16 protein-coding genes are annotated in these 24,036 nt (G+C 32.0%); 9 read left to right on the top strand and 7 right to left on the bottom strand.

What is annotated here, in order from left to right:
- The first annotated feature begins 854 nt into the window (after positions 1 to 854).
- On the top strand, positions 855 to 1,334 hold the full coding sequence (locus AQ1689_RS12965; RefSeq protein WP_101915585.1) for a hypothetical protein: 480 nt from the start codon (positions 855 to 857) through the stop codon (positions 1,332 to 1,334).
- A gap of 98 nt (positions 1,335 to 1,432) precedes the next feature.
- Here AQ1689_RS12965 and AQ1689_RS12960 read toward each other — a convergent pair whose 3' ends face one another.
- Positions 1,433 to 2,758, bottom strand: coding sequence for a dicarboxylate/amino acid:cation symporter (locus AQ1689_RS12960; protein ID WP_101956365.1), 1,326 nt, complete (start codon positions 2,756 to 2,758; stop codon positions 1,433 to 1,435).
- Positions 2,759 to 2,883: 125 nt separating this feature from the next.
- On the opposite strand from AQ1689_RS12960, the gene AQ1689_RS12955 reads away from it, so the two are divergent.
- Both AQ1689_RS12955 and AQ1689_RS12950 read left to right on the top strand, forming a co-directional pair.
- Complete coding sequence (locus AQ1689_RS12955) at positions 2,884 to 3,531, top strand: DUF937 domain-containing protein (RefSeq protein ID WP_101956364.1); 648 nt, start codon at positions 2,884 to 2,886, stop codon at positions 3,529 to 3,531.
- Positions 3,532 to 3,602: 71 nt separating this feature from the next.
- Positions 3,603 to 3,914: a DUF6787 family protein gene (locus AQ1689_RS12950; protein ID WP_058885088.1), complete on the top strand. Its 312-nt coding sequence runs from the start codon at positions 3,603 to 3,605 to the stop codon at positions 3,912 to 3,914.
- Positions 3,915 to 4,155: 241 nt separating this feature from the next.
- Here the strand turns inward: AQ1689_RS12950 and AQ1689_RS12945 are convergent, their stop codons facing one another.
- The 5 genes from AQ1689_RS12945 to AQ1689_RS12925 all read right to left on the bottom strand — a co-directional run bounded on the left by AQ1689_RS12945 (position 4,156) and on the right by AQ1689_RS12925 (position 11,945).
- A complete protein-coding gene (locus AQ1689_RS12945) occupies positions 4,156 to 5,010 on the bottom strand; it encodes a mechanosensitive ion channel family protein (RefSeq protein WP_101956362.1) in 855 nt (284 codons plus the stop codon).
- 14 nt (positions 5,011 to 5,024) lie between these two features.
- Positions 5,025 to 7,835, bottom strand: coding sequence for a DNA gyrase/topoisomerase IV subunit A (locus AQ1689_RS12940; RefSeq protein WP_101956361.1), 2,811 nt, complete (start codon positions 7,833 to 7,835; stop codon positions 5,025 to 5,027).
- Positions 7,836 to 7,951: 116 nt separating this feature from the next.
- Positions 7,952 to 8,161, bottom strand: a complete 210-nt coding sequence (locus AQ1689_RS12935) for a hypothetical protein (RefSeq protein ID WP_101956360.1) — start codon at positions 8,159 to 8,161, stop codon at positions 7,952 to 7,954.
- Positions 8,145 to 10,010, bottom strand: coding sequence for a DNA topoisomerase IV subunit B (locus AQ1689_RS12930; protein ID WP_101915579.1), 1,866 nt, complete (start codon positions 10,008 to 10,010; stop codon positions 8,145 to 8,147). The genes AQ1689_RS12935 and AQ1689_RS12930 overlap by 17 nt, the downstream gene beginning before the upstream one ends.
- A gap of 285 nt (positions 10,011 to 10,295) precedes the next feature.
- Positions 10,296 to 11,945: a phage tail tape measure protein gene (locus AQ1689_RS12925; RefSeq protein ID WP_101956359.1), complete on the bottom strand. Its 1,650-nt coding sequence runs from the start codon at positions 11,943 to 11,945 to the stop codon at positions 10,296 to 10,298.
- Between the two features lie 359 nt (positions 11,946 to 12,304).
- Here AQ1689_RS12925 and nrfH point away from each other — a divergent pair, with 359 nt between their 5' ends.
- The 3 genes from nrfH (at position 12,305) to ccsA (ending at position 17,742) form a co-directional block, all read left to right on the top strand.
- Positions 12,305 to 12,907, top strand: coding sequence for a cytochrome c nitrite reductase small subunit (gene nrfH / locus AQ1689_RS12920; protein ID WP_101956358.1), 603 nt, complete (start codon positions 12,305 to 12,307; stop codon positions 12,905 to 12,907).
- 19 nt (positions 12,908 to 12,926) lie between these two features.
- Positions 12,927 to 14,468 (top strand): ammonia-forming cytochrome c nitrite reductase, encoded by a 1,542-nt coding sequence (gene nrfA, locus AQ1689_RS12915; protein ID WP_101915586.1) that lies wholly within the window; start codon positions 12,927 to 12,929, stop codon positions 14,466 to 14,468.
- A 100-nt stretch (positions 14,469 to 14,568) separates the two neighbouring features.
- On the top strand, positions 14,569 to 17,742 hold the full coding sequence (gene ccsA / locus AQ1689_RS12910; RefSeq protein ID WP_101956357.1) for a cytochrome c biogenesis protein CcsA: 3,174 nt from the start codon (positions 14,569 to 14,571) through the stop codon (positions 17,740 to 17,742).
- 259 nt (positions 17,743 to 18,001) lie between these two features.
- Here ccsA and guaB read toward each other — a convergent pair whose 3' ends face one another.
- On the bottom strand, positions 18,002 to 19,477 hold the full coding sequence (gene guaB, locus AQ1689_RS12905; RefSeq protein WP_101956371.1) for an IMP dehydrogenase: 1,476 nt from the start codon (positions 19,475 to 19,477) through the stop codon (positions 18,002 to 18,004).
- A 336-nt stretch (positions 19,478 to 19,813) separates the two neighbouring features.
- Here guaB and AQ1689_RS12900 point away from each other — a divergent pair, with 336 nt between their 5' ends.
- The 3 genes from AQ1689_RS12900 to AQ1689_RS12890 all read left to right on the top strand — a co-directional run bounded on the left by AQ1689_RS12900 (position 19,814) and on the right by AQ1689_RS12890 (position 23,603).
- Positions 19,814 to 21,019 (top strand): imelysin family protein, encoded by a 1,206-nt coding sequence (locus AQ1689_RS12900; RefSeq protein ID WP_101956356.1) that lies wholly within the window; start codon positions 19,814 to 19,816, stop codon positions 21,017 to 21,019.
- Positions 21,020 to 21,097: 78 nt separating this feature from the next.
- On the top strand, positions 21,098 to 22,510 hold the full coding sequence (locus AQ1689_RS12895) for a di-heme oxidoreductase family protein (RefSeq protein ID WP_101956355.1): 1,413 nt from the start codon (positions 21,098 to 21,100) through the stop codon (positions 22,508 to 22,510).
- 19 nt (positions 22,511 to 22,529) lie between these two features.
- Positions 22,530 to 23,603, top strand: a complete 1,074-nt coding sequence (locus tag AQ1689_RS12890; protein ID WP_101956354.1) for an imelysin family protein — start codon at positions 22,530 to 22,532, stop codon at positions 23,601 to 23,603.
- The last annotated feature ends 433 nt before the right edge of the window (positions 23,604 to 24,036 follow it).

The raw sequence follows: 24,036 nt of genomic DNA, 5'->3' as shown, positions 1-24,036 counted from the left end.
TTCTAATTTAATAGAACGTGGTTATTCTACTCTTATTTACGCTGTCAATTTCAATATTTTCAATGAACCTGATTTGTTAAAATCAGAGATAAGTTAAACTTATCATTTTTTGTAGAAATGCTAGAATTGAACTAACTGATTTTTATCTTAAAAATCATTCCGAAATTTCTTGGTCGTTTTGCTTTAATGTATTTCTTAAAGCGGTTGCAAATATACATCTTTTAATTTGTTTTAAACAAGCTAAATTTAACTTATTTTAAAAAATGTTTTAAATGAACGTTTATAACACTGCGATAACTAACATCGCTGTTACGGACTACAAACTTACGACTCTTTTTTGTGTTTTTAAGCTTTTTTATGCATTTATTTTCAATAAATTTAACGAATTACTGATTATCAGTTAATTGGTCTTTTAGCACTACTTTTTACTGTTGGCTTTTGGGGTCAAGTTTAGCAATAATTGTATTATGAACTAATATATTTTTCTGGCGAACACATAGGTTTACCCCTACTTTATTTTTGTCCTTATATATATAGGTGTTAAAATTTGAAGTTATTTTGATTATTGTCGTCACCTGAAAGATGCTCACGACAACCAATTCATAGTCGATTGGCTTGGTTTGCAAAAATTATTATTGATTTATCAAATTATCAAAAGGAGCACAAATGCCTAGCCCCGATTGTAGCAATTGTTTGAGCTCTTTTTTGTTTTTCTTTTTTAAAAACAAAAAAAGCGAGTGCGGAAAGCGGGAAATTGCTTCAAAAAAAAAATTAAGTAAGAAGAAGAAACCTTATTATTTCGTATCTTTAATGTACTCAAAACAGGTGTTTATCATCTAAAAAATAATTAAAAAATGGAGTATTTTACATTAGCGCGAGTAATTCACGTAATTTGTGTTGTTTTATGGATTGGTGGCGTTAGTATGGTGACTACGGTTATAATTCCTGCTGTTAAAGGCATGAATTCAAAAGAGGATCAGATTAAAACTTTTGAACAAATTGAAGGGCGTTTTGCTATTCAAGCAAAAATTACAACGGTATTAACGGGCTTATCAGGGTTTTATATGTTGTATGTTTTAGATGGATGGGACCGGTATTTCGATTATCAGTATTGGTGGATTCATGCGATGACGCTTGTTTGGATTTTATTTACACTTGTTTTATATGTTTTAGAGCCGTTTATTTTGCATAAATTATTTAAAAAATACGCAGAAGAAAATCCTACAAAAACATTTTCTTTTATCCACAAAGCGCATTGGTTTTTATTAATATTGAGTTTAATTACCACGGCGGGAGCTGTTGCAGGAAGTCATGGTTGGTTTTTTATCAAATAAAAGGGTTGTTTTAATGGGGTTAACGCATAAAAAAACACCAATAAATGTAAATTCATTGGTGTTTTTTATGCAATTCTAAATTTTTTTAAAGCTGTTTTCTATTTTACAGCATCGTAGTTATCGTCCCAGTTTTTAGGTTTTGGGTCGCCTAACTTCCCTACCGATTTTGCCACTAAAGTAGCTACAGTAGCATCTCCTGTTACGTTTATAACGGTTCTACACATATCTAAAGGTCTGTCTACTGCAAAAATTAATGCCAATCCGATGGCTAATTTATCGGCTGGAAAACCTACCGATTCTAATACAATTACCAACATTACCATTCCTGCACCTGGCACTGCGGCAGAACCGATTGATGCTAATAAGGCGGTTAATATAATGGTTAATTGATCGGCAAATGATAAGTCAAAACTTAATGCTTGAGCTATAAATACCGCTGCAACTGCTTGATATAAACTTGTTCCGTCCATGTTAATGGTTGCACCTACTGGCAACACAAAACTTGATACTTCTTTATCGACACCTACGTGTTCTTCAACACGCTCCATAGTTACAGGCAATGTTGCTGCACTTGAACTTGTTGAAAATGCTAATAACTGCGCAGGGCTAATTTGTTTTAAAAACCAGATTGGATTTTTCTTTGTAAAAACACTTATTAAAGTCATATAAAATATAACCATAATTAATAAACCTCCAATTACTGTAAAAGCATATTTTAATAAAGCAAATAATAAATCGGGGTCTTTAGATGATACTACTACTGTTGCCAATAAAGCAAAGACAGCATAAGGGGCCGACAACATAATTAAATCGACCATTTTTAAAACAGCTTCATTTAAAGAGTCAAAAAAGCTTTTTAGAGGTTTTGCACGTTCTTCACCTATTAATAACATTGATATTCCTAAGAAAATAGTAAAGAAAATTACTTGTAACATCGATTTGTTACTTCCCATTGCTTTTATAGCGTTGTCAGGAACCATATCGACCAAAAACTGTAAAGGTCCGCTTGATTTTTGCTTGCTTGCTTCGGCTATTTTAGCTTGTACTCCTCCACTATTTGCATAGGTTTCTGTTAATCGTGTAATGGTTTGTTCGGATATTCCTTCGCCTGGTTTTACAATATTTACCAAGGCAAGTCCGATGGTAATGGCAATAACTGTTGTACCTATATATATAACCATGGTACGCAAGCCGATATTTTTAAATTTAGAAATATCTTTTAAGTCTGATATTCCTTTTACCAAAGAGGCTATGATTAATGGTACGGCGATTAATTTTAATAGTTTTACAAAAATAGTTCCTATTGGTTTTATCCAACTTCCTACAAAGGAAGCTCCTCCTTCTGTAAAAGTCATTCCTATTCCGAATAAAATACCCAGAAGCATTCCTATTAAAATTTGCCAGTGTAACGCTAATTTTTTCATTTAATTGATTTAATTTATATAAGGGCTGTAAGGTAAAATAAATAATTAAAAAAATGTGACGTTTAATTCGTAACTTGTGTCTTAATTATTAGACAACTATTACTAATCTTATTAAATCAAAAAAAATGGCAGGAATTTTAGACTTATTAAACAGCGATTTAGGAAAATCAATTATTTCAGGTGTAGCAGGATCTACCGGGCAAGACACTAGCAAAACAGGTAATGTTTTAACAATGGCTTTACCAGTTTTAATGAAAGCAATGCAACGTAACGCTACAACACCTGAAGGTGCGCAAGGCTTAATGGGTGCTTTAAACAAGCATGATGGTGGTATTTTAGATAATTTAGGTGGTTTGTTTGATGGTGGTGTAAATGCTGATGTTTTACAAGACGGTGGTAATATTTTAAACCACGTTTTAGGAAGTAAACAACAAGGTGTTGAGCAGGTTATTGGACAGAAAACAGGAATGGATTCTGGTGCGATTGCTAGTATTTTAAAAACTGCTGCTCCTTTATTAATGGGTGTTTTAGGAAAACAATCTCGTCAAAATAACATTGGAAGCTCAAATGATTTGGGTAATATGTTAGGTGGTTTACTTGGTGGTAATTCTGCTGCTAAAGAGCAAAACTTTTTAGAACAAATTTTAGATGCCGATGGTGATGGTAGCGTTGTTGATGACATTGCTGGTATGATTTTAGGCGGTGGTAATTCTCAAAGTGCTGGTGGAGGAATACTTGGCGGATTATTAGGCGGTATTTTTGGTAAAAAATAATTTTTAAATTTTATAATATCAAAAAGGGTAAACATTTGTTTGCCCTTTTTCTTTTAATTACTTTTGCCCCCATGGAAAAATTAAGACAACGTTGGGGATTAAAAACAAATTGGGATGTAATTGCGGTATTAATCGTATTTTCTATTAACGGTTCATTTGCTTCTTGGGTTGCAAAACCGATTACTGCTTTTATAGGGATTTCTTCGGAAACAACATCTCCTTGGATTTATTGGCCGATACGTATTTTACTTATTTTCCCTATTTATCAATCAACATTGCCTTTAGTGGGGTGGTTGTTTGGACAGTTTAAATTCTTTTGGGCTTTTGAAAAAAAGTTTTTAGGGCGTTTAGGATTGGGATTTCTTTTTAAAGATAAAAACTAATTGTAATATTATAAAACGATTTTTTAGTTGACTAAAAAATATAATCATAAATAAAAAATCACGTAAAAACTTCTAACAGAGTTATACGTGATTTTTTTAGTTTTAAATAATACTGAAAATATCAATTTAGCACAAAAGCCTAGCCCCGATTGACGCTTTGTTTGAGCTCCTTTTTTTGATTTTTCTTCAAAAAAAGAGCGAGTGCGGAAAGCGGGAAATTGCTTCAAATAAATACAAAAAACTAAACATTTACTATTTTATAAATAGGAATTGGTAAGGCTACTCCTTCAGCTAAAAAACGCTTGTGCACGGCTTCTTTTAAAGCACATTTATTTTTAAACTCTTTAAAAGGCTCGTTTAACCAAACATAAGCGCGCAAATGGATATGATCGGTGTGTATGTCAATTACCCGAACATCGATCTGTGGGGCATCCGACATAACTTGCTCGGCAGTTCTAAAATCAATTACGGTTGGTAATTTAACAGCCTCTTCTTGAATTATTTTTCGAGCCAAATCAATATTTGCTTTTATTCCTACTTTAAAATTATTAAAACTAAGAATATGCGAATCTTCAATGGTATGATTTAATACAGAATCGGTACTTATTACTGAGTTTGGGATGATTAATCGCTTATTTTCAAAGTTATTGATAACCGTATGCCTAAGTGTAATATCTTCAACAATACCAACTCTTTCTTGGTCTAACTTGATATAATCGCCCACTCGAAATGGACGAAAAAGAACAATAAATATACCCGCGATTAAATTAGACAACGCCGCCTGTGCCGCAAAACCAATAATTGCCGCTAAAATACCCGCTCCCGAAAAAATTAACGTAGCCTTACTACGAAAAGCAGGAACAGTGCTAATAATATAAATAATACTGAAAATACCGATAAAAAACTTTACAGAGTTTCGGAGAAACAAAATACTAGTGCCGCCATAACGACCTATTTTTCTTCGTTTTATAATTTGAACAATAACATACCGAATCATTCGTGATGCTATCCAGGAAATAAATATGACTAGCAATACATAGCCTAAAACTCCGAAAAAAGAATCTAAATTGAATCGATATGTTAATAATTCATTCATTTTTATTGATTTATTTAAAATAATGCTATTTGACTGTCGTCATCTTCTGTATTTTTTTTCTTTTTTTGAAGAAGGGCGCGTTCTAATGCTTTCTTTGCTTTATCTTCTTTTGTTTTTTCAAATTCTTTAGGAATTACCTCAGCTTTTACCTCAACTTTTTCAATTTCAAGTGGCAAAACGTCTTTATTTTCTAAAACAGGTAAAGCTACTTCTTGATTTTCGTTATTTTCGTTATTTTCATTGTCTTGATTATCTTGGTTGTCTTCGGGTATCCATTCTTCATAAGGCAACGATTCTAATAAGTTTACAGTACGAATTTTATCGGTTGTTAGTTGATTTCCTTGTGCTTTAATTCCTTTTATAGCGATAAATTCTTCAAAATTAACTTCAATGTTTTCTAGGCTACGTTTTGAGAAAATAACCTCAGCCATAGGATGATAATCGGTAGAAAGAATCTCTAATTTTGATTTTTCATATTCAGAAATAAACACCTCTTCTTTGTCTACCGTTTCTATTAAAAAACGCTTCACATAATAACGTTCTTTTTCGGCATCAAAATAAATAGCCGAAATTGGTTTTTTAGGCTCCCATTTTTCTAAAATAATCATATCGCTTTCAAAACGCATTGACAAACTTGGTGAAACTGCTTTAATTTTACCTGATTGTGTGGCGATTAAAATTTTATCTTCGGCTCTAAACTCCCCTAATAAATCGCCTCTATTATCAACATTTAAACGCTGAACAGTATCATCAAACCATATTTTTCGAGGTTTTAAGGTAGAAACTCCTGCTGATTTAAACTCTACTTTTCGAATGCTATATTTTGTTATTTGATTTCCGCGAATAGCACGTCCTTTAACTGCCAATTCAGCAAAATCAATATCCCATTTTAACTTTGTAATACCAGCAACTGGGCGTAAATTAACGGTAACAATTTCTGCTTCGCCATTTGGATTTACGCTAAAATACAACAATTTTGAACCTTTTGCCCCAGTGGTTAAATCGTATTCTTTATCGCGTGTTACACTTATTACATTAAAACGCTTCATAAAATTTGCACCTCTTGAACCGTCTCGATACATCATATTATACACTGTACGCTTGTCTCTTTTCTTAAAAACAGCGATGTGAATTATATCTTTACCTACAAAGGTTTTAGAAGCTACTTTGGTAACCATCATAGTACCATTTCCTTTAAAGATAATAATATCATCAATATCGGCACATTCATCAACGTATTCATCTTTTTTAAGGGATGTTCCTACAAAACCTTCTTCTCTATTTACATACAGCTTGGTGTTTCGCATTACTACTTTTGTAGCGACAATATCATCAAAAATTTTGATTTCTGTTTTTCGCTCGCGTCCTTTACCGTACTTCGTTTTTAATCCTTTAAAATAATTTATTGCAAAAGTTATTAAATTATCTAAATGATGCTTAACTCCTGCTATTTTATCTTCTAAACCTTCAATATATTGCTTGGCTTTATCAATATCGAATTTTGAAATTTTCTTAATTCGAATTTCTGTTAAGCGGGTAATATCATCGGTGGTTAACGCTCTTTTTAAATGCTGAATATGTGGTTTTAATCCTGCATCAATTGCTTTGATTACACCTTGCCAAGTTTCTTGGTTTTCAATATCTCGATAAATTCTGTTTTCAATAAAAATCCTTTCTAAAGAGGCAAAATGCCATTGTTCTTCAAGCTCATGCAATTGAATTTCTAACTCGCTCTTTAACAGTTTTACCGTTAAATCGGTAGAGTGTTTTAGCATTTGAGAAACCCCTACAAAAACGGGTTTATTATTTTCAATAGTACAGGCTAATGGCGATATCGAGTTTTCGCAATTGGTAAAAGCATATAAAGCATCAATGGTTTTATCCGGAGATATTCCTACAGGTAAATGCACTAATATTTCAACAGCAGCAGCCGTATTATCTTCAATTTTACGAATTTTTATCTTCCCTTTTTCATTGGCTTTTAAAATACTATCAATTAAAGATGTTGTGGTTGTTCCGAAAGGAATTTCAGTAATAACCAATGTTTTTTTATCTAGTTGCGTAATATTTGCACGCACCCGTACTTTTCCCCCACGAACACCATCATTATAATTGGTAAAATCGGCAACTCCACCTGTTAAAAAATCTGGATAAATAGTAAAACTTCTTCCTCTTAAATATTTAATAGATGCCGCTATTAATTCATTAAAATTATGCGGTAATATTTTGGTTGATAATCCTACGGCAATTCCCTCTGCTCCTTGTGCTAATAATAATGGGAATTTTACGGGTAAATCAATCGGTTCTTTTCTTCTACCGTCATAGGATTGTTTCCATTGGGTAGTTTTAGGATTGAACACCACTTCTAAGGCAAATTTTGATAAACGGGCTTCAATATAACGAGAAGCCGCTGCCCTATCGCCTGTTAGAATATTCCCCCAGTTTCCTTGCATATCGATTAGCAATTCTTTCTGCCCAACTTGTACCATAGCATCGGCAATTGAAGCATCTCCATGCGGATGATATTGCATGGTATGCCCAACAATATTCGCTACTTTATTGTAGCGTCCGTCGTCTAAATCTTTCATAGAATGCATGATTCTACGTTGTACTGGTTTTAAGCCGTCTTCTAAAGATGGAACGGCTCTTTCTAAAATTACATACGAAGCGTAATCTAAAAACCATTCTTTATACATTCCTGTTACCTTGGTAATGGTTTCTGTATTATCTATTTCTTCGTCCATTTTTTCGGGCATTTCTAAATCTGATGAATTATCTATCGGATTATTTACCGCTTCTTCGTGTTCGTTTATTTCTTCACTCATCTAAAAAACGTTTATTCGTTTAAGAGTTATTTATTTGTTTTTGTTACTACTTTTACTATTATTTTGAGCTGTTATTTTTTCATCTCAAAATAATCTTCTAAAAAATGCTAAAAAATTTAGTGCTTTTCAGGAACTTCATCTTCAGACTGCTTATTCGGTATTTGTAAAGAAACAACAATCATTATTCCTATAAACACCCCCAAAAAAGCACCTGAATTATCTTTATTAAATAAATTATCCCAATTAATTTGGAACAGCCAAAAAACTAAAAAGGCTACAAATAATAGCGTAATTATATTTTTTATTTTCTTAGGATTCCTCTTCATCTTCAACGGCATCTACTTCTACTTTTAAGTTTTCAATGATAAATTTTTGTCTGTTTGGCGTATTTTTCCCCATATAGAATTCCAACATACTTTCGATAGACATTTCTTTGTCTAACATAATAGGGTCTAAACGGATGTCATCGCCTATAAAATGTACAAATTCATCCGGAGAAATTTCTCCCAATCCTTTAAATCGAGTAATTTCTGGCTTACCTCTTAATTTTTTAATTGCCGCTCTTTTTTCTTCTTCGGAATAACAATAATGTGTGTCTTTTTTGTTTCGAACTCTAAATAATGGCGTTTCTAAGATATACAAATGTCCTTCTTTAATCACTTCCGGGAAAAACTGCAAGAAAAATGTGATCAATAATAAACGAATATGCATTCCATCAACATCGGCATCGGTAGCAATTACAATATTATTATAACGCAAATCTTCTAAGCCATCTTCGATGTTTAAGGCTGCTTGTAATAAATTAAACTCTTCGTTTTCATACACAATTTTCTTACTTAATCCATAAGAGTTTAGAGGCTTCCCTTTCAAACTAAAAACCGCCTGTGTATTTACGTTTCTAGATTTTGTAATAGAACCCGACGCTGAATCTCCCTCGGTAATAAATAAGGTAGATTCTAAATAGGCATCTTTTTGAGTATCGCCTAAATGCACCCTGCAATCTCGTAATTTCTTATTGTGTAAATTCGATTTTTTAGCCCTGTCTTTAGCTAACTTTCGAATCCCTGAAAGTTCTTTTCGCTCTTTTTCTGCTTGTATAATTTTACGCTGTAGCTTTTCGGCTATTTCGGTGTTTTTATGTAAAAAATTATCAAGTTGCGTTTTTATAAAATCATTAATATAGGTTCTTACCGTTGGCAAATCATCACCCATTTCAGTAGAACCTAATTTTGTTTTAGTTTGACTCTCAAAAACAGGTTCCATTACTTTTATGGCAATCGCTGATATGATTGATTTTCGAATATCGGAAGCTTCAAATGACTTTCCATAAAACTCACGAATTGTTTTTACAATCGCCTCTCTAAAAGCCGCTTGATGCGTTCCTCCTTGCGTGGTATGCTGCCCGTTTACAAACGAATGATATTCTTCTGAATATTGGGTTTTACTGTGGGTAATGGCAATTTCAATATCATCGCCTTTTAAATGAATTATAGGATACAACATATCTTCTTGATTGTTGTTATCTTCTAATAAATCTTTTAAACCATTTTTTGATAAAAATTTTTCGCCATTAAAAACAATTGTTAACCCTACATTTAAATACACGTAATTTTTAAGCATTTTAGAAACGTATTCATTTCTATACTTATATTTTTTAAAAATTATTTCATCGGGGATAAAAGATACTTTTGTTCCTTTTCTTCGAGAAGTTTCTTCTAAAAATTCTTGATTGATTAAATTACCTTGTTCAAATTCGGCTGCTGCTGATTTACCGTCTCTTGATGATTCTACTCTAAAAAAAGATGAAAGTGCATTTACCGCTTTTGTACCTACTCCGTTTAGCCCTACGGATTTTTTAAATGCTTTTGAATCGTACTTTCCACCCGTGTTCATTTTAGAAACCACATCGACTACTTTTCCTAAAGGAATCCCTCGACCATAATCTCTAACAATTACTTTATTTCCTTGGATAGAAATTTCTATAGTTCTACCAGCTCCCATTACATATTCATCAATAGAGTTATCTAACACCTCTTTGACTAAAATATAAATTCCATCATCGGCAGAGGAACCATCTCCTAGTTTACCGATATACATTCCTGGACGCATTCGAATATGTTCTTTCCAATCGAGCGAGCGGATGTTGTCTTCAGTATATTTTGTTTCTTTAGTCATAAAATTTGATAATTGATCTCTTTGCGAAATTAACAAATCCTAGTCAAAAATAAAGCAGTATATTCATTTAATTACGAAAATAATATTATTTGTTTTTTAACGTCTTTCCCTTGCTATTACAGCGTTTTTAAACTAATTTAATCGATTTTACCACCCTAAAAAACCCCTTAAATAAAAAAAATAAATAAGCATAAAAAAGTGGGCTAATTATGATTTATTTAACGCTAAATTTTTAAACTCACTTTTACCTCATCTTTATATATTCCCATAAACCATTTTAGACTTTTACCTTTCTTTCCAAGTTCCTTTGTTAAATAATTCTCGTGCTTCTCTATAGCTTTTTTCTTTGCATTTAAAATCTGAGTAAATGCTGAAAAATCTTCTTGCTTCCAATAAGCCTCTAGTTCTTCTGGTAAGTTTTTCGGGACTTTTTTTAACGTCAATATCAAATTGTTTTCTAACGTCATTTTCAAATCGGTTTTCTTCTTGTTCAATTCTTTTAATTTCAAACTCTTCCGAATTGATGTCTCCAATAAACTCTCTGAAAACTGACTCCTGTAAATTTCTTTCTTCTTCTTCAAGTAATCTATTTTCTTCAATTGTTGATTCAACATCAAATTCAATGGTACTTTCAGCTTCTTGTATTTCTTGTTCAATTCTTCTTGTTTCTGATTTTTCAAATTCAATTCCTTTAGTAAAATCAGTGCATACTTCTTCTTCAATTTCTCCTGCATCAAAGCATCTTCCGTTTCGTAAGTCTTCTGTATATTCTCTAATTCGGTCAATCTCATCTCTTTCTTGCTTATTAAGATTTTCAATCCGATCTTTAGTGTATTTATTTCTGCTGTCGATATAAATGGTGCTATCAATAGCTTCTTTTTCTCTAATATATTCTGTTTCCAATTCGATATATCTTGTTTCCACTCTTCTGTATCTTTCTCTCTCTTTATCTTCTGCTTCTGAATTTCTAGCTTGTGCTTCTGCTCTATGGAATTTTTCCAAATCTCCCAATTCTTGTCTTTCTCTTTCTGAATTTCTCTCAACCGCTTGTATTTGTGCGTTAAGTTGATGTTCAATTCCGCTATATTGTTCCGATCGTAAACATTTTTTAATGCTACGTATGAGCTCATTAATCTCTGACTGTCTGCATTTGAAAGATTCTTCGAAAAAGATTCTTTCGTTCTCATTAATTTGTGGTAAATTCTCTGTATTTCCTCTGGATACTGGTATGTATTTGGTGTTTGCTTCTTTTTCATTGTAAACCCATTTATAATTTTTTGATGATTGTAATGCTTTTTCTATTTCAGCCTCTGATTTTGTTGGTATTTTTATTTGTACGGTATTTATTCCGATACGAGATAATTTTATATATTTTTCGGGAGTAATTTTATTTTTAACTATAAATTCTATAAATAAAATTGGTTTATCTTCTTTATTAAAAAAAGTTACATCAGGACGTATTAACAATTCTCTATCTTCTACTGCTAAATCTATATTACTACCCCAATCAACAACACAATCTTTATCTTCATAAAAAGTTAATTCTGATTTTGTATAGGAAGCTTTAATTGTTTCTTTTTCCTGAATTAACATCGGAAGTAACTCTTCTTTATTTTCTTGAGGAAATTTATATAATTTAGGAGTTTCAACATATTTTAATCTATTGATAATCGCTTTTGCAATTTTTTCTCGATAAACTCTACTTGCTTTAATACATTCTGGTTTTTCTTTAATGACATTTGATGCGTGATGTCTAAAATAAGATTTTTTTGTAGGATCTTTTCTTTGAATATTCGCAATCATCTGAGCACCGCAACCTAAACAACGATAGCCTTTCAAACCACTTTCTGCATTTGATATATGAATTTCTTTTTGATATTTTTCTGAATGAGCCCAGTCACTTTCTTCCTGTTTTTCTTTTTTTATTTTTATCATTAGCTTTTTTAAAAAATTTACATAGGTTATTTCATCTCACTAAAATATAAATAAAAAAGCAATGTTTTAACTTTTAAAATAGATTAAAACACTCCAAAAGTAAAAACCACTTCCTATAAAATTCTCTTTTAATCTACAACCTTCTTTTTTATCATAAGCTGATTTTTATCATTTAATTAACAGTTTTTTCTTTAAATATTTGTTTAAAATATACTTAACGAAAAAAATATGAGAAAAACAAATTTAACAACAAGCTTATTAACTTTAAATCAGCAAAGTATCGATTAAACAAAAAAGATTTAGCATTTTAAATCAAAAGAAAAATAACAGAAAATAACAAAAGTCTAAAAAAACAACACTTGAATTTTAAACAAAACATATTACCAGAGAAAAAATCTAAATGGCGGCAAATTGCTATTGTTTTAATAGGAATTGCTACAGGTTTAGGTTTTTTTATGGCAAAAGAAGCTTCGTTAGTTTCTTATATGTCAGATGATCCTTTGGCTTGTGTAAATTGTCATGTGATGACTCCAATGTATAATAGTTGGATGCACAGTTCACACAGAGAACAAGCCTCATGTAATGATTGTCATGTACCACACGACAATGTTTTTAATAAATACTTTTTTAAAGCTAAAGATGGTTTGTTTCATGCAACCATTTTTACCGCACGAGCAGAACCTGAGGTTATGTTTATGAGAGAAGCATCACAAGAAGTAGTACAAAACAACTGTATTCGTTGTCATATTCAGCAGGTTACTCAAACAAAATATGATGGTTGGTTAGACGATCATAGAGAAAGTAGAACCGAACGAAAATGCTGGTCATGTCATCAAGAATTACCTCACGGTACCGTGCATGGTATTTCAACCATTAAAAATAATATTGCGCCAATTCCTACTGATCAAGTTGAGGCCGTAATACCTGAATGGTTAAATACTAAAATTGAACAAAAAAAATAACAAAACAAAAACTAACAAAATGAAAAACAAAATATTATTTATTGTTACTGTAGTGGTCGTTTTTCTATTAGGATTACTTGCCTCTAGTATTGTAAATAGAAAAAATGAAGCGAAGTACAAATATGTGCCGCAGGTAAATATTCAAAAAAATGAACCTCGAAATAGTGAGTGGGGAAAAAATTTCCCGCAAGAATATCAATCATTTTTACAAACCGAGAATAGTGATTTTCAATCATATCAAGGAGGAAATAAAATGCGTGATATGCTAGAGGAAGACACTCGCTTAACTGTTTTATGGGCTGGTTACGGTTTTTCTAAAGATTACAACCAAGGACGTGGGCATCAAAATGCGATTAAAGACATTCAAAATACCTTAAGAACTGGCGGACCTAAAGGAAAAGGTGATGGACCAATGCCTGCTACTTGCTGGACTTGTAAAAGCCCCGATGTACCAAGATTAATGAATGAAATTGGTATTGCCGAATTTTACAAAGGAAAATGGGCTGACAAAGGAGAAGAAATTGTAAACCCTATTGGTTGTGCCGATTGTCATGATGAAAAAACCATGAAATTAACCATTACCCGCCCTGCTTTAATAGAAGCTTTTCAAGCAATGGGTAAAGATATTAATAAGGCAACGCATCAAGAAATGCGCTCGCTAGTATGTGCGCAATGTCATGTGGAGTATTATTTTGATAAGAAAAAAGAAGGCGTTGAAGGGGTTCCTTATTTAACATTTCCTTGGAAAAATGGAATGTCGGTTGAAGCAATGGAAAAATATTATGATGATATTAACTTTAAAGATTGGACACACAAATTAAGTAGAGCGCCTATGTTAAAAGCACAGCATCCTGGTTATGAAACGTATTTAACAGGTGTACATGCCGATAGAGGTGTTTCTTGTGCCGATTGTCATATGCCATATAAAAGTGAAGGTGGTCAGAAATTTACCGATCACCAATTACAATCACCTATGAACAATGTAGCGAACTCATGTCAGGTTTGTCATCGTGAAGAAGCTGAAAAATTAAGAGCAAATGTATATGAACGTCAGCAGAAATCTACCCAAAGCAGATTAAAATTAGAAGATGCTTTAGTACGTATGCATGTAGAGGCAAAAAAAGCCTGGGACTTAGGCGCTACCGAAGTTCAGATGAAACCTATTTTAATGGATATTCGTCATGCACAATGGCGTTGGGATTATGCAGCAGCATCACATGGAGCTTCTTTTCATTCACCTGTTGAAATTGGACGAGTTATTAGTGGTGGTTTAGATAAAGCTATTGAAGGTCGTGTAAAATTAGCACGTGTATTAGCTGATTTAGGACACAACAAACCTGTTGAAATGCCTGATATTTCTTCTAAAGAAAAAGCGCAAAAATACATTGGTTTAGACATGGAGAAATTACACAAAGAAAAAGCCGAATTCAAGAAAAACTTATTACCAAAATGGTTAGAAGCAGCTAAAGAACGTGAGTCAAAATACGATACTCAAGGAGTTTCAAAAAAAGACAACAAAGAGGTTTCTAAGGAAGCTTCAAAAGAAGTTTCGATGAACTAAAACCTATTTAAATAAAATAGATTCATTAAAAAATGAAGCTAATTTTAAAAGCAGAATATTTTACTTTTAAAATGGCTTCATTTTTATACCTAATATACACATGCAAAAAATATATAAATTCTTTTCATCATCTTCGTTAGCACTATTGCTCTTGTTAATATTTGCAGTATCGATGGCAGCAGCAACTTTTATTGAAAATGACTACGGTACCGCAATAGCTTGGGCTAGTATTTATGATGCTTGGTGGTTTGAAATGGTAATGCTAGGACTGGCAATTAGTTTTGTTTTTAATATCAAAAAATATAATTTATTTACTAAAAAAAAATGGGCAGTTTTGTTATTTCATATCGCCTTTATTATAATTGTGTTAGGTGCAGCTGTTACTAGGTATGTTTCTTATGGAGGAATTATGCGCATAAGAGAAGGCGCTACAAGCAACGTTATAATTGCAGACACAAAATTATTAATAGCCACAATTACCGATGGTACTCAAAGTAAAACTATTCAGCAAAAAATAAATATCAGCCCGCTTAAAAACAATGATTTCACACTAAAAACAACATTTAATAATAAAGCTGTTTCTATTGATTTTAATCAATATGTTGCTGATGCCACTCCTACTGTTATTACCGATAGTATTAACGGAGAACCTTTGTTAAAAATGGTAGTTACCGCTGGTAAAGGTAGAAATACCATCTATTTGAAAAAAGGAGAAATAGAACGTATTGGCGATCATCAACATGAAATAGGTTTTGAATCTGATAAAAAAGGAATTATCAATATTATTGAAGATAACGGACGTTTTAAAATGCTAACACCTCATACTATTGACTTTTTTATAATGGCAAGTCAGCAGGCAGGTAAAATTAAAAAAGATAGTCTTCAAAATATAACCTTGCGTACCCTTTATAGAGCTGGCGATTTTTCTTTTGTTCCGATGAGCTATCATCCCAAGGGTGCTTTTAAATTGATTAGCAATGTATCCGAAGAAACTGTAAACGATAAAACGCTAGATGATGCTTTAATTGTAAATGCAACAATTGATACCGAGCAGCAGGAAATCAATTTATTATATAGAGAAGGATTTTTACCGATAAAACATCAGACCGATTTTAAAAATGATATAAAACTAATTATTTCGTACGGAGCAGGCGCTATTAAATTACCCTTTAGCGTTAAATTAAATGACTTTCAATTAGATAGATACCCTGGCTCATCAAGTCCTTCTGCTTACGCAAGTGAAGTGACTGTTTTTGACAAAAAAGAAGAATTTTCTTATCGAATTTTCATGAATAATGTATTAGATTATAAAGGATATCGTTTTTTTCAAGCAAGTTATGATACCGATGAAAAAGGAACAGTTTTATCGGTAAACCATGATGTTTTAGGAACTTGGCTAACCTATATCGGTTATACCTTAATGGGTATTGGAATGCTTTTTACTTTTTTCGGAAAAGGTTCTCGTTTTAGAGAGGTTCATAAAAAATTAAAAAGATTGTCTAAAAACACCATAGCTATTATGGCATTTTTAAGTGTTTCTAGTGCTTTTTCACAAACAGGAACACAAGCTACATCAGCAGAAATTAAAACCGATAGCATTCCTTCATTTTCAATAAGTCAGCTTGTGGATTCTCAGCAAATAGATATCTATCAGGCAGATCAGTTTGGGCGTTTATTAGTGCAAGATTTAGACGGTAGAATAAAGCCTTTAAATACCTTGGCCTCAGAATGTATCCGAAAAATAACCAAAAAGACTTCTTTTAGTTATCCGAAGAAAAAAAACAATGAAACCATACGTTTAAGTGTTAATCAAATATTTTTAGGAATGCACATGAGCCCGCAGTTATGGCAACGAATTCCTATTATAAAAGCCGATTTTGAAAAAACAGGTACACTTTTAAATACTGTTAAAGTTGGCGATAACAACTTACTATCTTTCGTTAGTTTGCTAGATAAACAAGGAAATTACCTATTGTCAAAAGCGGTGGAAGAAGCAAATAAAAAGAAACCATCGGCAAGAAATGAACTAGATAAAGAGGTTTTAAATATTGATGAACGTTTTAATATTTTATACAACGTTTTTTCAGGAAATTATTTAAAAATATTCCCTAAAAAAGACGACGATAGCAATACTTGGTACAGCTATATTCACGATTTTAAAGATTTTAATGAAGAGGATCGAAATTTTGCAAAGCATATTTTACCAGGATATTTTAACGATATTTACAAGAATAAATATGAAGAAGCTTATAAAAAATTATCTTATATAAAAAAATATCAAGAAATTTTAGGAGCGAGTGTAAATCCATCAGAAAAACAAATTGAAGCCGAATTATGGTACAATAAAGCAAAGGTTAATTTTTGGTTGTTTATTATCTATTTTAGTTTAGGAACACTATTATTAGTTTTAGCGGTTGTTAAAATGTTTCATAAAAACAACCTGATAAACTTCCTTTGGAATTTTCTTGTAATTATTATATTAATTTCTTTTTTATGCTTTAGCGCAAATATTTTATTACGTTGGTTTATATCGGGGCATGCTCCTTGGAGTAACGGATATGAAATGTTAATTTTTGTCGCCTGGAGTTTGCTATTAAGTGGTTTGGCTAGTTTTAGAAAATCTGATTTTGCCTTGCCTTTAGCAACCTTATTTACAGGTGCTTTATTATTTGTAAGTTATTTAGATTGGCTAAATCCTGAAATTACCAACCTAATGCCTGTATTAAAATCGTATTGGTTAAAAATTCACGTAGCAACTATTGTCAGTAGTTATGCACCTTTAGCCTTATCGGCAGTACTTGGTTTTATGGCGTTGGTTTTAATGCTTTTTAAAACAGACAAAAACAAACATATTATCGATATAAAAATAAAAGAGCTTACCTATATTAATGAACTTTCAATGACTATCGGGCTTTTTGTGCTGGCAATTGGTACTTTTTTAGGGGGTGTTTGGGCAAACGAAAGCTGGGGTCGTTACTGGGCTTGGGATCCTAAAGAAACATGGGCTTTAATTAGTATTATTGTCTATGCAATTGTTTTACACCTACGTTTTGTTCCTAAATTGAATACTAAATATGTGCTAAACCTAGCAAGTATGTTTGCTTTTTGGGCTATTATGATGACCTCTTTTGGGGTAAATTATTATCTTTCAGGATTGCATAGTTATGCCGCTGGAGATGCTATTCCAATTCCAACATTTGTATATGTGTTATTAGCGATAATGGTTATTATTAGTTTATTAGTAGCTTACAAGCAAAAATATTTCAAGAAATAAGTGTTAGTTTCAAATCTGTTAAAGTTCTTTATATTTTATCAATTCGAGTGAATTTTAATGACTAAAAGAAATTAAAATTAGTATCGAGAATTTGAATTATTTTAATTAATCTTGAAGATAAAAAAGTTCTCGATATTATTTTTTAAAAGAAAAAATCACTCGAACTGACAGGTTCTTTAACTTTTAAAAAGTTATAAAAAAACAAAAAACCCCGCTGTTAATTAACAGCGGGGTTTTTTAAAAATATATAACCTATAAATTATCTTCTACTATAATTTGGAGATTCTTTGGTAATTGCAACATCATGCGGATGACTTTCGTTAATCCCGCTTGCGGTAATACGTACAAATTTACCTGTTTCTTTCAATGTTTCAATATCTTTAGAACCACAATATCCCATACCAGCACGTAAACCACCAACAAATTGATGAATACTTTCTTCTAGTTGTCCTTTATAAGGAACACGCCCTACAATACCTTCTGGTACTAATTTTTTAATATCGTCTTCAACATCTTGAAAATAACGATCTTTTGAACCTTGCTTCATTGCTTCCACAGATCCCATTCCACGATACGATTTGAATTTTCTTCCTTCGTAAATAATCGTTTCTCCTGGCGATTCTTTTGTTCCTGCTAATAATGACCCTAACATTACACAATCGGCACCTGCGGCAATTGCCTTAGGAATATCACCTGTATAACGAATTCCACCATCAGCAATTACAGGAACTCCACTTCCTTTAATAGCAGCGGCAACTTCTAAAACTGCCGAAAACTGAGGAGAACCTACACCTGCAACCACACGAGTTGTACATATTGAACCAGGACCAATTCCTACTTTTACAGCATCCGCTCCTGCTTCCACTAAATACTTAGCAGCTTCTGGCGTAGCGATATTTCCTACAATAACATCTAATTCAGGAAATTTTGCTTTTACATTTTTTAAAACAGCAACCACTCCTTTGGTATGTCCGTGAGCGGTATCAATAATTACAGCATCAACACCTGCTTTTACTAAAGCTTCGGCTCTTTGAACAGCATCTGCCGTTACGCCTAATGCGGCTGCAACACGTAAACGCCCAAAAGTATCTTTGTTTGCAATTGGTTTTTGAGTAACCTTAGTTATATCTCTAAAAGTAATTAATCCTGATAATTTATAATTTTCATCAACAATTAATAATTTTTCGATTTTCTTTTCTTGTAAGATGCTTTCTGCCGCTTTTAATGAAGTTCCTACCGATGCAGTTACTAAATTATCTTTAGTCATTACCTCAACAATTGAACGCTCGTTATTATGCTCGAAACGCAAATCTCTATTGGTTACAATTCCTTTTAAAACACCAATTTGGTCAACAATAGGAATTCCGCCAATACTATGTTCTTTCATTAACATTTTAGCATCTAAAACACTCGCTGTTAATGGCAAGGTTACTGGGTCAATAATCATTCCTGATTCTGCACGTTTTACCTTGCGAACCTCTTGAGCTTGTTGCTCAATAGTCATGTTTTTATGTAACACACCAATCCCTCCTTCACGAGCCATAGCGATTGCCATTGCCGATTCGGTAACGGTATCCATAGCTGCGGAAACTATAGGTACGTTAATGGTTATATTCTTAGTAAATTTTGTTTGAATTGAAACTTCTCTTGGAAGTACTTCTGAGTAAGCAGGTACTAATAAAACGTCGTCGTACGTTAAACCTTCTCCTACAAATTTTGATTGATAAGCTTGCATGTGCAATTAATTTAGTGTGTTGTTAATTAATTGCGTGCAAATATACTATATATAATACAAATTAAACCTTAATTTAAGGTTAATATACACACATATTTGAATAATTAGCCAAATAACAGATAGTTTAAAAATAAATGGCATTAAACTAAAATCAATTAGAAGCCTTAGTAAATAACCAAAAAATTAACATTAAAACAACAAAAACATTACATAAAACCTAAAAACAACAATCAATTTAAAATTAATCTTAATAAAATTTGTCAATAAAAAAAACTCGATTACATTTGCATTATTATACTTAATAAATCTAAATAAGCAACTTAAAATAAATTTAAAATGAAAAAAGTACTAGGATTATCATTATTACTTGCAACCTCTTTTGTGTTCAAATCATGTTCTGATGAAGACACTCCTACTCAAAAAGCAACAAAACAATCATTTATAGAAAACTATGCAGCTATAGCATCGGCAAACTACGAAGATTCATATACTACCGCTTTAAAAATGCAAATTGCAATTAACGCATTTTTAGCAAAACCTACTACTGAAACTCATAAAGCAGCTAAAAAAGCTTGGTTATATTCAAGAGATTTTTACGGACAAACAGAAGCTTTTCGTGAAGCTAAAGGACCAATTGATAATGAAGATTTATTAGGAAGCGAAGGACAAATTAACGCATGGCCTTTAGATGAAGCATATATTGATTATGTATCTGGAGATAGAGGACAAAAAATAGCAGGAGGTTTAATTGCTGATGCTTCTTTTGCTTTAACAGAAAAAAACATTATCGATAAAAACGAAGATGGTAAAGATGATAACATTTCTACTGGATGGCATGCTATTGAATTTTTATTATGGGGGCAAGATTTAAACTATAACACTACTACTCATAAACAAGATAACTTTAAAAACGCAGGTGTAAGAAGTTTTACTGATTATACTACTGAAGCTTCTTCTGAAAGAAGAGCTGAATATTTAAAAATTGTAACTAATTTATTAGTAAACGATTTAAAAGATTTAAATAGCACTTGGGCTGTTGGAGGAACTTACAGAACTGCATTTGCTGCTTTAAAAGAAAAAACTGCTTTAACAAATATTTTAAACGGTATTGGTTTTATTGCTAATGGAGAAGTTGCTTTAGAAAGACTTGACCCAGCAATTGACGAAGGTCAAGAAAACGAACATTCTTGTTTTTCTGATAACACCAACCAAGATATGTGGGCAAATACTCACGGAATTAACAATGTAGTTGTTGGTTCATATACAAGAGCTGATGGCTCTAAAGTTTCAGGAACTTCATTAATCGCATTAACCGAAACTGTAAACAAAGATGTTGCTGCTTCTTTAGATAGTAAAGCAAAAGCAACTTTAGCTAAATTAGATGCTCTTTTAGGTTTAGATAAACCTTTTGATGAAATTATTTCAGAAGAAGAACTTGGTTCTAACGGAACTGCTGGTCAATTATCTAGTGCTTTAAAAGCAGAAGGTAAAGCTATTGCTGAAGCGGCTAAAACTTTAGACGTTACTATTAGTATTAACTAATAATACTTTTATTTAATAATAATACTTTACTGAAACTAGATTCATTCTAGTTTCAGTATTTTTGTTTAAAATACCATAATGAAAAAATACATTTTTTTTATTCTTTTTGCTACTATTTTATCATCTTGTACAAAAGAGGATGTTTATAAAAACATTGAACCCACAGCAACCTACGAAACTGGTGAAGAATTTTTAGTTTCAGAATTATCAATACAAGCTTTTACTGCAGATAAAGCCTTTGGAAGAGCTATTCCAATATTATCAGACTTAGAATTATCATTTTTTGGTGTTGGAAATGCTATGTTCGATCAAGCGTGGGTGTCTGCTCCTGCTACTACAACGTCAAGAGATGGTTTAGGACCAATCTTTAACGCAAGAGCTTGTAGTTCTTGTCATTTAAGAGACGGAAGAGGAAAACCACTTTTAAAAACAGGTGCATCATCAGAAGGTTTTTTAATTCGATTAGGTATCGGAAATTCAGAAACAACAGGGCCTATTGGTCATCATACATATGGAGGTCAGCTTCAAGACGATTCTAATTTAGGAATCAAAAAAGAAGCCGACATTCAGGTTAATTTTACTTTTATTGATGGTGTTTATGCCGATGGAACTAAATATCAATTACGAAAGCCTACCTATAGTTTTTTTAATGAAAATTATGGAAGTTTAGCAGGTGTAGAAACATCGCCAAGAGTTGGGCAACAAATGATTGGGCTTGGTTTTATTGATGCACTTTCAGAAGCAAGTCTTTTAGAAAATGCCGATCCTAATGATGCCGACAATGATGGGATTTCTGGTAGAGCAAATTATGTTTGGAATGTTAAAAAATCAAAATTAACAATCGGTAAATTTGGATGGAAATCGAACCAACCAACTTTAGACCAACAAATTGCAGGTGCTTTTAATGGTGACATGGGCTTAACTACGTCTATTTTTCCTGATGAAAATTGCCCTGACGGAATTGATTGCTCAAAGTTAAGCAACGGAAATAATGTCGGTGAAAATGTAGAGGTACCAAACAAACAATTTAGTAGAATTTCTTTATACATGGCAGCACTTTCTGTTCCTAAAAGAAGAGATTTTAAAGAAAAAAATGTACTGCAAGGAAAAAAGCATTTTAACGATTTAAAGTGTGTTTCTTGTCATGTTGATAACTTTACGACAGGTAAAAACACTGTTTTACCACAAATAGACAACATCAAAATAAAACCTTTTTCAGACTTCTTATTACATGATATGGGCGATGATTTAGCCGATAACAGAGGTGATTTCTTAGCCAATGGAAACGAATGGAGAACACAACCTTTATGGGGATTAGGGCTTATTGAAACCGTAAACAAGCATACTTTTTTATTACATGATGGTAGGGCTCGTAACATTGAAGAAGCTATTTTATGGCACGGTGGTGAAGCAAACACATCAAAAGAAGACTTTAAAAAATTATCTAAAGAAAAAAGAGACCAATTATTAGCCTATTTAAACTCTTTATAGTAATAAATTATAAAAAATCATGAAAAAAATTATATTTGGAATCTTTGGAATCCTATTAATAAGCTTTGTTTTTAGTTGTAAAAATCAAGGGGAAGAACCTATAGTAATGGATAACGTTTTTTTTGAAACTTATTATTCAGATAATATTTTACCTAGTTTAACAAACTTCAAACAAACCTTAAAAACACAGCAAACCAATATTGCTAATTTTAAAGCTAGTAAAAGTGATGCCGATTATAAAAAATTAGCAGCACAATGGTTGGTTTCAGCAAAAGCCTATTCAAAAACAGAAGTTTATAATTTTGGGTTAATCAAAAACAATTATTATAGTTTAAATATTTATAACTACCCTATAAACACTGCATTAATTGAAAAAAACATTGCTGATAAATCTATTTACAATCAAGGATATTTTTCAAAACAAAGCACCACTAAAAAAGGGCTTGGCACATTAGAATACCTTCTTTTTGGAAAGCAAAATTCAACAGAAGCTAAAACCCTTTTATTAAATGATTCTTTCAGAATGGCTTATTTAGAAGCTATTAATGACGAACTGATTAGACTTTCTCAAGTTATTATTGACACCTGGGAAGAAGATTATAAAAACAATTTTGCAAATGCAAATGGTAGTACCTGTTCTGAAAATGCGAAATGTTTGAGTATTAATCAAATTATAAACGTGTTAGACATGGCAAAGGTTACCAAGGTTGGAAAACCAGCTGGTTTTGAAAAATCTAGCAATAGTATTCCTACAGGTTTACAGGCTTATAGAAGTAAAAACTCATTACTATTAATACAAGCGATGTTAGCAGAGGTTAAAGATGTTTATTTTAACAGAAAAACTAACTATGCAAGTATGGTAAATGCTATTGATAATTCTAAGAAAATTTCAGATGAAATAGCCAAAAAATTTGATGCTGTTGATAAAGAAATTACCGCTTTAAATACGCCTCTTTTTGATGCCATTAATACCGATACTAAAACAGTAAAACCACTTTATAACGCCTTAAAAGAACTAAGTATTTTATTTGCTGTAGATGTAACAAGTATTTTATCTGTTACCGTAGTTCCTACCGATAACGATGGTGACTAAGCTAAGATTACCTCAACATTTAAAACAACAAAAGCCCGATAATTACTTATCGGGCTTTTTTTAGGAACTTTTAGTACTGTTAAAAAGCAATTAGAATATCTTTTTAATGTTTTTAAAGTTAAATCCGTAGCTTACATATAGAGCAATCTGATTGTTTTTTGTAGAAAAATTCACCTGATTTGTAGTAACAGATTTTTTACTGTTTTTAACACTTCCTGTTAAAAAAGAATCATTATCTGACAGGTAATATTTAGCGCCAAAAGTGATGGTGTTTTCATTTTTAAAATACTTGGTTACCGATATTTCAGGGATAACATACACATTCCCCGATTTTACAGAAGAGTTGCTCGCTGTTATTTTATCCGAAGCATCGCCTTTTTCTTCTTGTAAATTCGTGTTTTTTACAAAAGAAATTGAAGACCCTAATCCGAGC

Source organism: Tenacibaculum finnmarkense (assembly GCF_900239185.1).
GTDB lineage: Bacteria > Bacteroidota > Bacteroidia > Flavobacteriales > Flavobacteriaceae > Polaribacter > Polaribacter finnmarkensis.
This window is presented reverse-complemented; position numbering and strand designations above follow the sequence as displayed.

What these genes read in the sequence shown, in the direction of transcription:
- AQ1689_RS12900 (WP_101956356.1), top strand. Translation starts at nt 19,814, where the DNA reads ATGAAAAAAGTACTAGGATTATCATTATTACTTGCAACCTCTTTTGTG.
- AQ1689_RS12940 (WP_101956361.1), bottom strand. Translation starts at nt 7,835, where the DNA reads ATGAGTGAAGAAATAAACGAACACGAAGAAGCGGTAAATAATCCGATA.
- AQ1689_RS12945 (WP_101956362.1), bottom strand. Translation starts at nt 5,010, where the DNA reads ATGAATGAATTATTAACATATCGATTCAATTTAGATTCTTTTTTCGGA.
- ccsA (WP_101956357.1), top strand. Translation starts at nt 14,569, where the DNA reads ATGCAAAAAATATATAAATTCTTTTCATCATCTTCGTTAGCACTATTG.
- AQ1689_RS12925 (WP_101956359.1), bottom strand. Translation starts at nt 11,945, where the DNA reads ATGATAAAAATAAAAAAAGAAAAACAGGAAGAAAGTGACTGGGCTCAT.
- AQ1689_RS12965 (WP_101915585.1), top strand. Translation starts at nt 855, where the DNA reads ATGGAGTATTTTACATTAGCGCGAGTAATTCACGTAATTTGTGTTGTT.
- AQ1689_RS12930 (WP_101915579.1), bottom strand. Translation starts at nt 10,010, where the DNA reads ATGACTAAAGAAACAAAATATACTGAAGACAACATCCGCTCGCTCGAT.
- AQ1689_RS12895 (WP_101956355.1), top strand. Translation starts at nt 21,098, where the DNA reads ATGAAAAAATACATTTTTTTTATTCTTTTTGCTACTATTTTATCATCT.
- AQ1689_RS12950 (WP_058885088.1), top strand. Translation starts at nt 3,603, where the DNA reads ATGGAAAAATTAAGACAACGTTGGGGATTAAAAACAAATTGGGATGTA.
- AQ1689_RS12935 (WP_101956360.1), bottom strand. Translation starts at nt 8,161, where the DNA reads ATGAAGAGGAATCCTAAGAAAATAAAAAATATAATTACGCTATTATTT.
- AQ1689_RS12955 (WP_101956364.1), top strand. Translation starts at nt 2,884, where the DNA reads ATGGCAGGAATTTTAGACTTATTAAACAGCGATTTAGGAAAATCAATT.
- AQ1689_RS12960 (WP_101956365.1), bottom strand. Translation starts at nt 2,758, where the DNA reads ATGAAAAAATTAGCGTTACACTGGCAAATTTTAATAGGAATGCTTCTG.
- guaB (WP_101956371.1), bottom strand. Translation starts at nt 19,477, where the DNA reads ATGCAAGCTTATCAATCAAAATTTGTAGGAGAAGGTTTAACGTACGAC.
- nrfA (WP_101915586.1), top strand. Translation starts at nt 12,927, where the DNA reads ATGAAAAACAAAATATTATTTATTGTTACTGTAGTGGTCGTTTTTCTA.
- AQ1689_RS12890 (WP_101956354.1), top strand. Translation starts at nt 22,530, where the DNA reads ATGAAAAAAATTATATTTGGAATCTTTGGAATCCTATTAATAAGCTTT.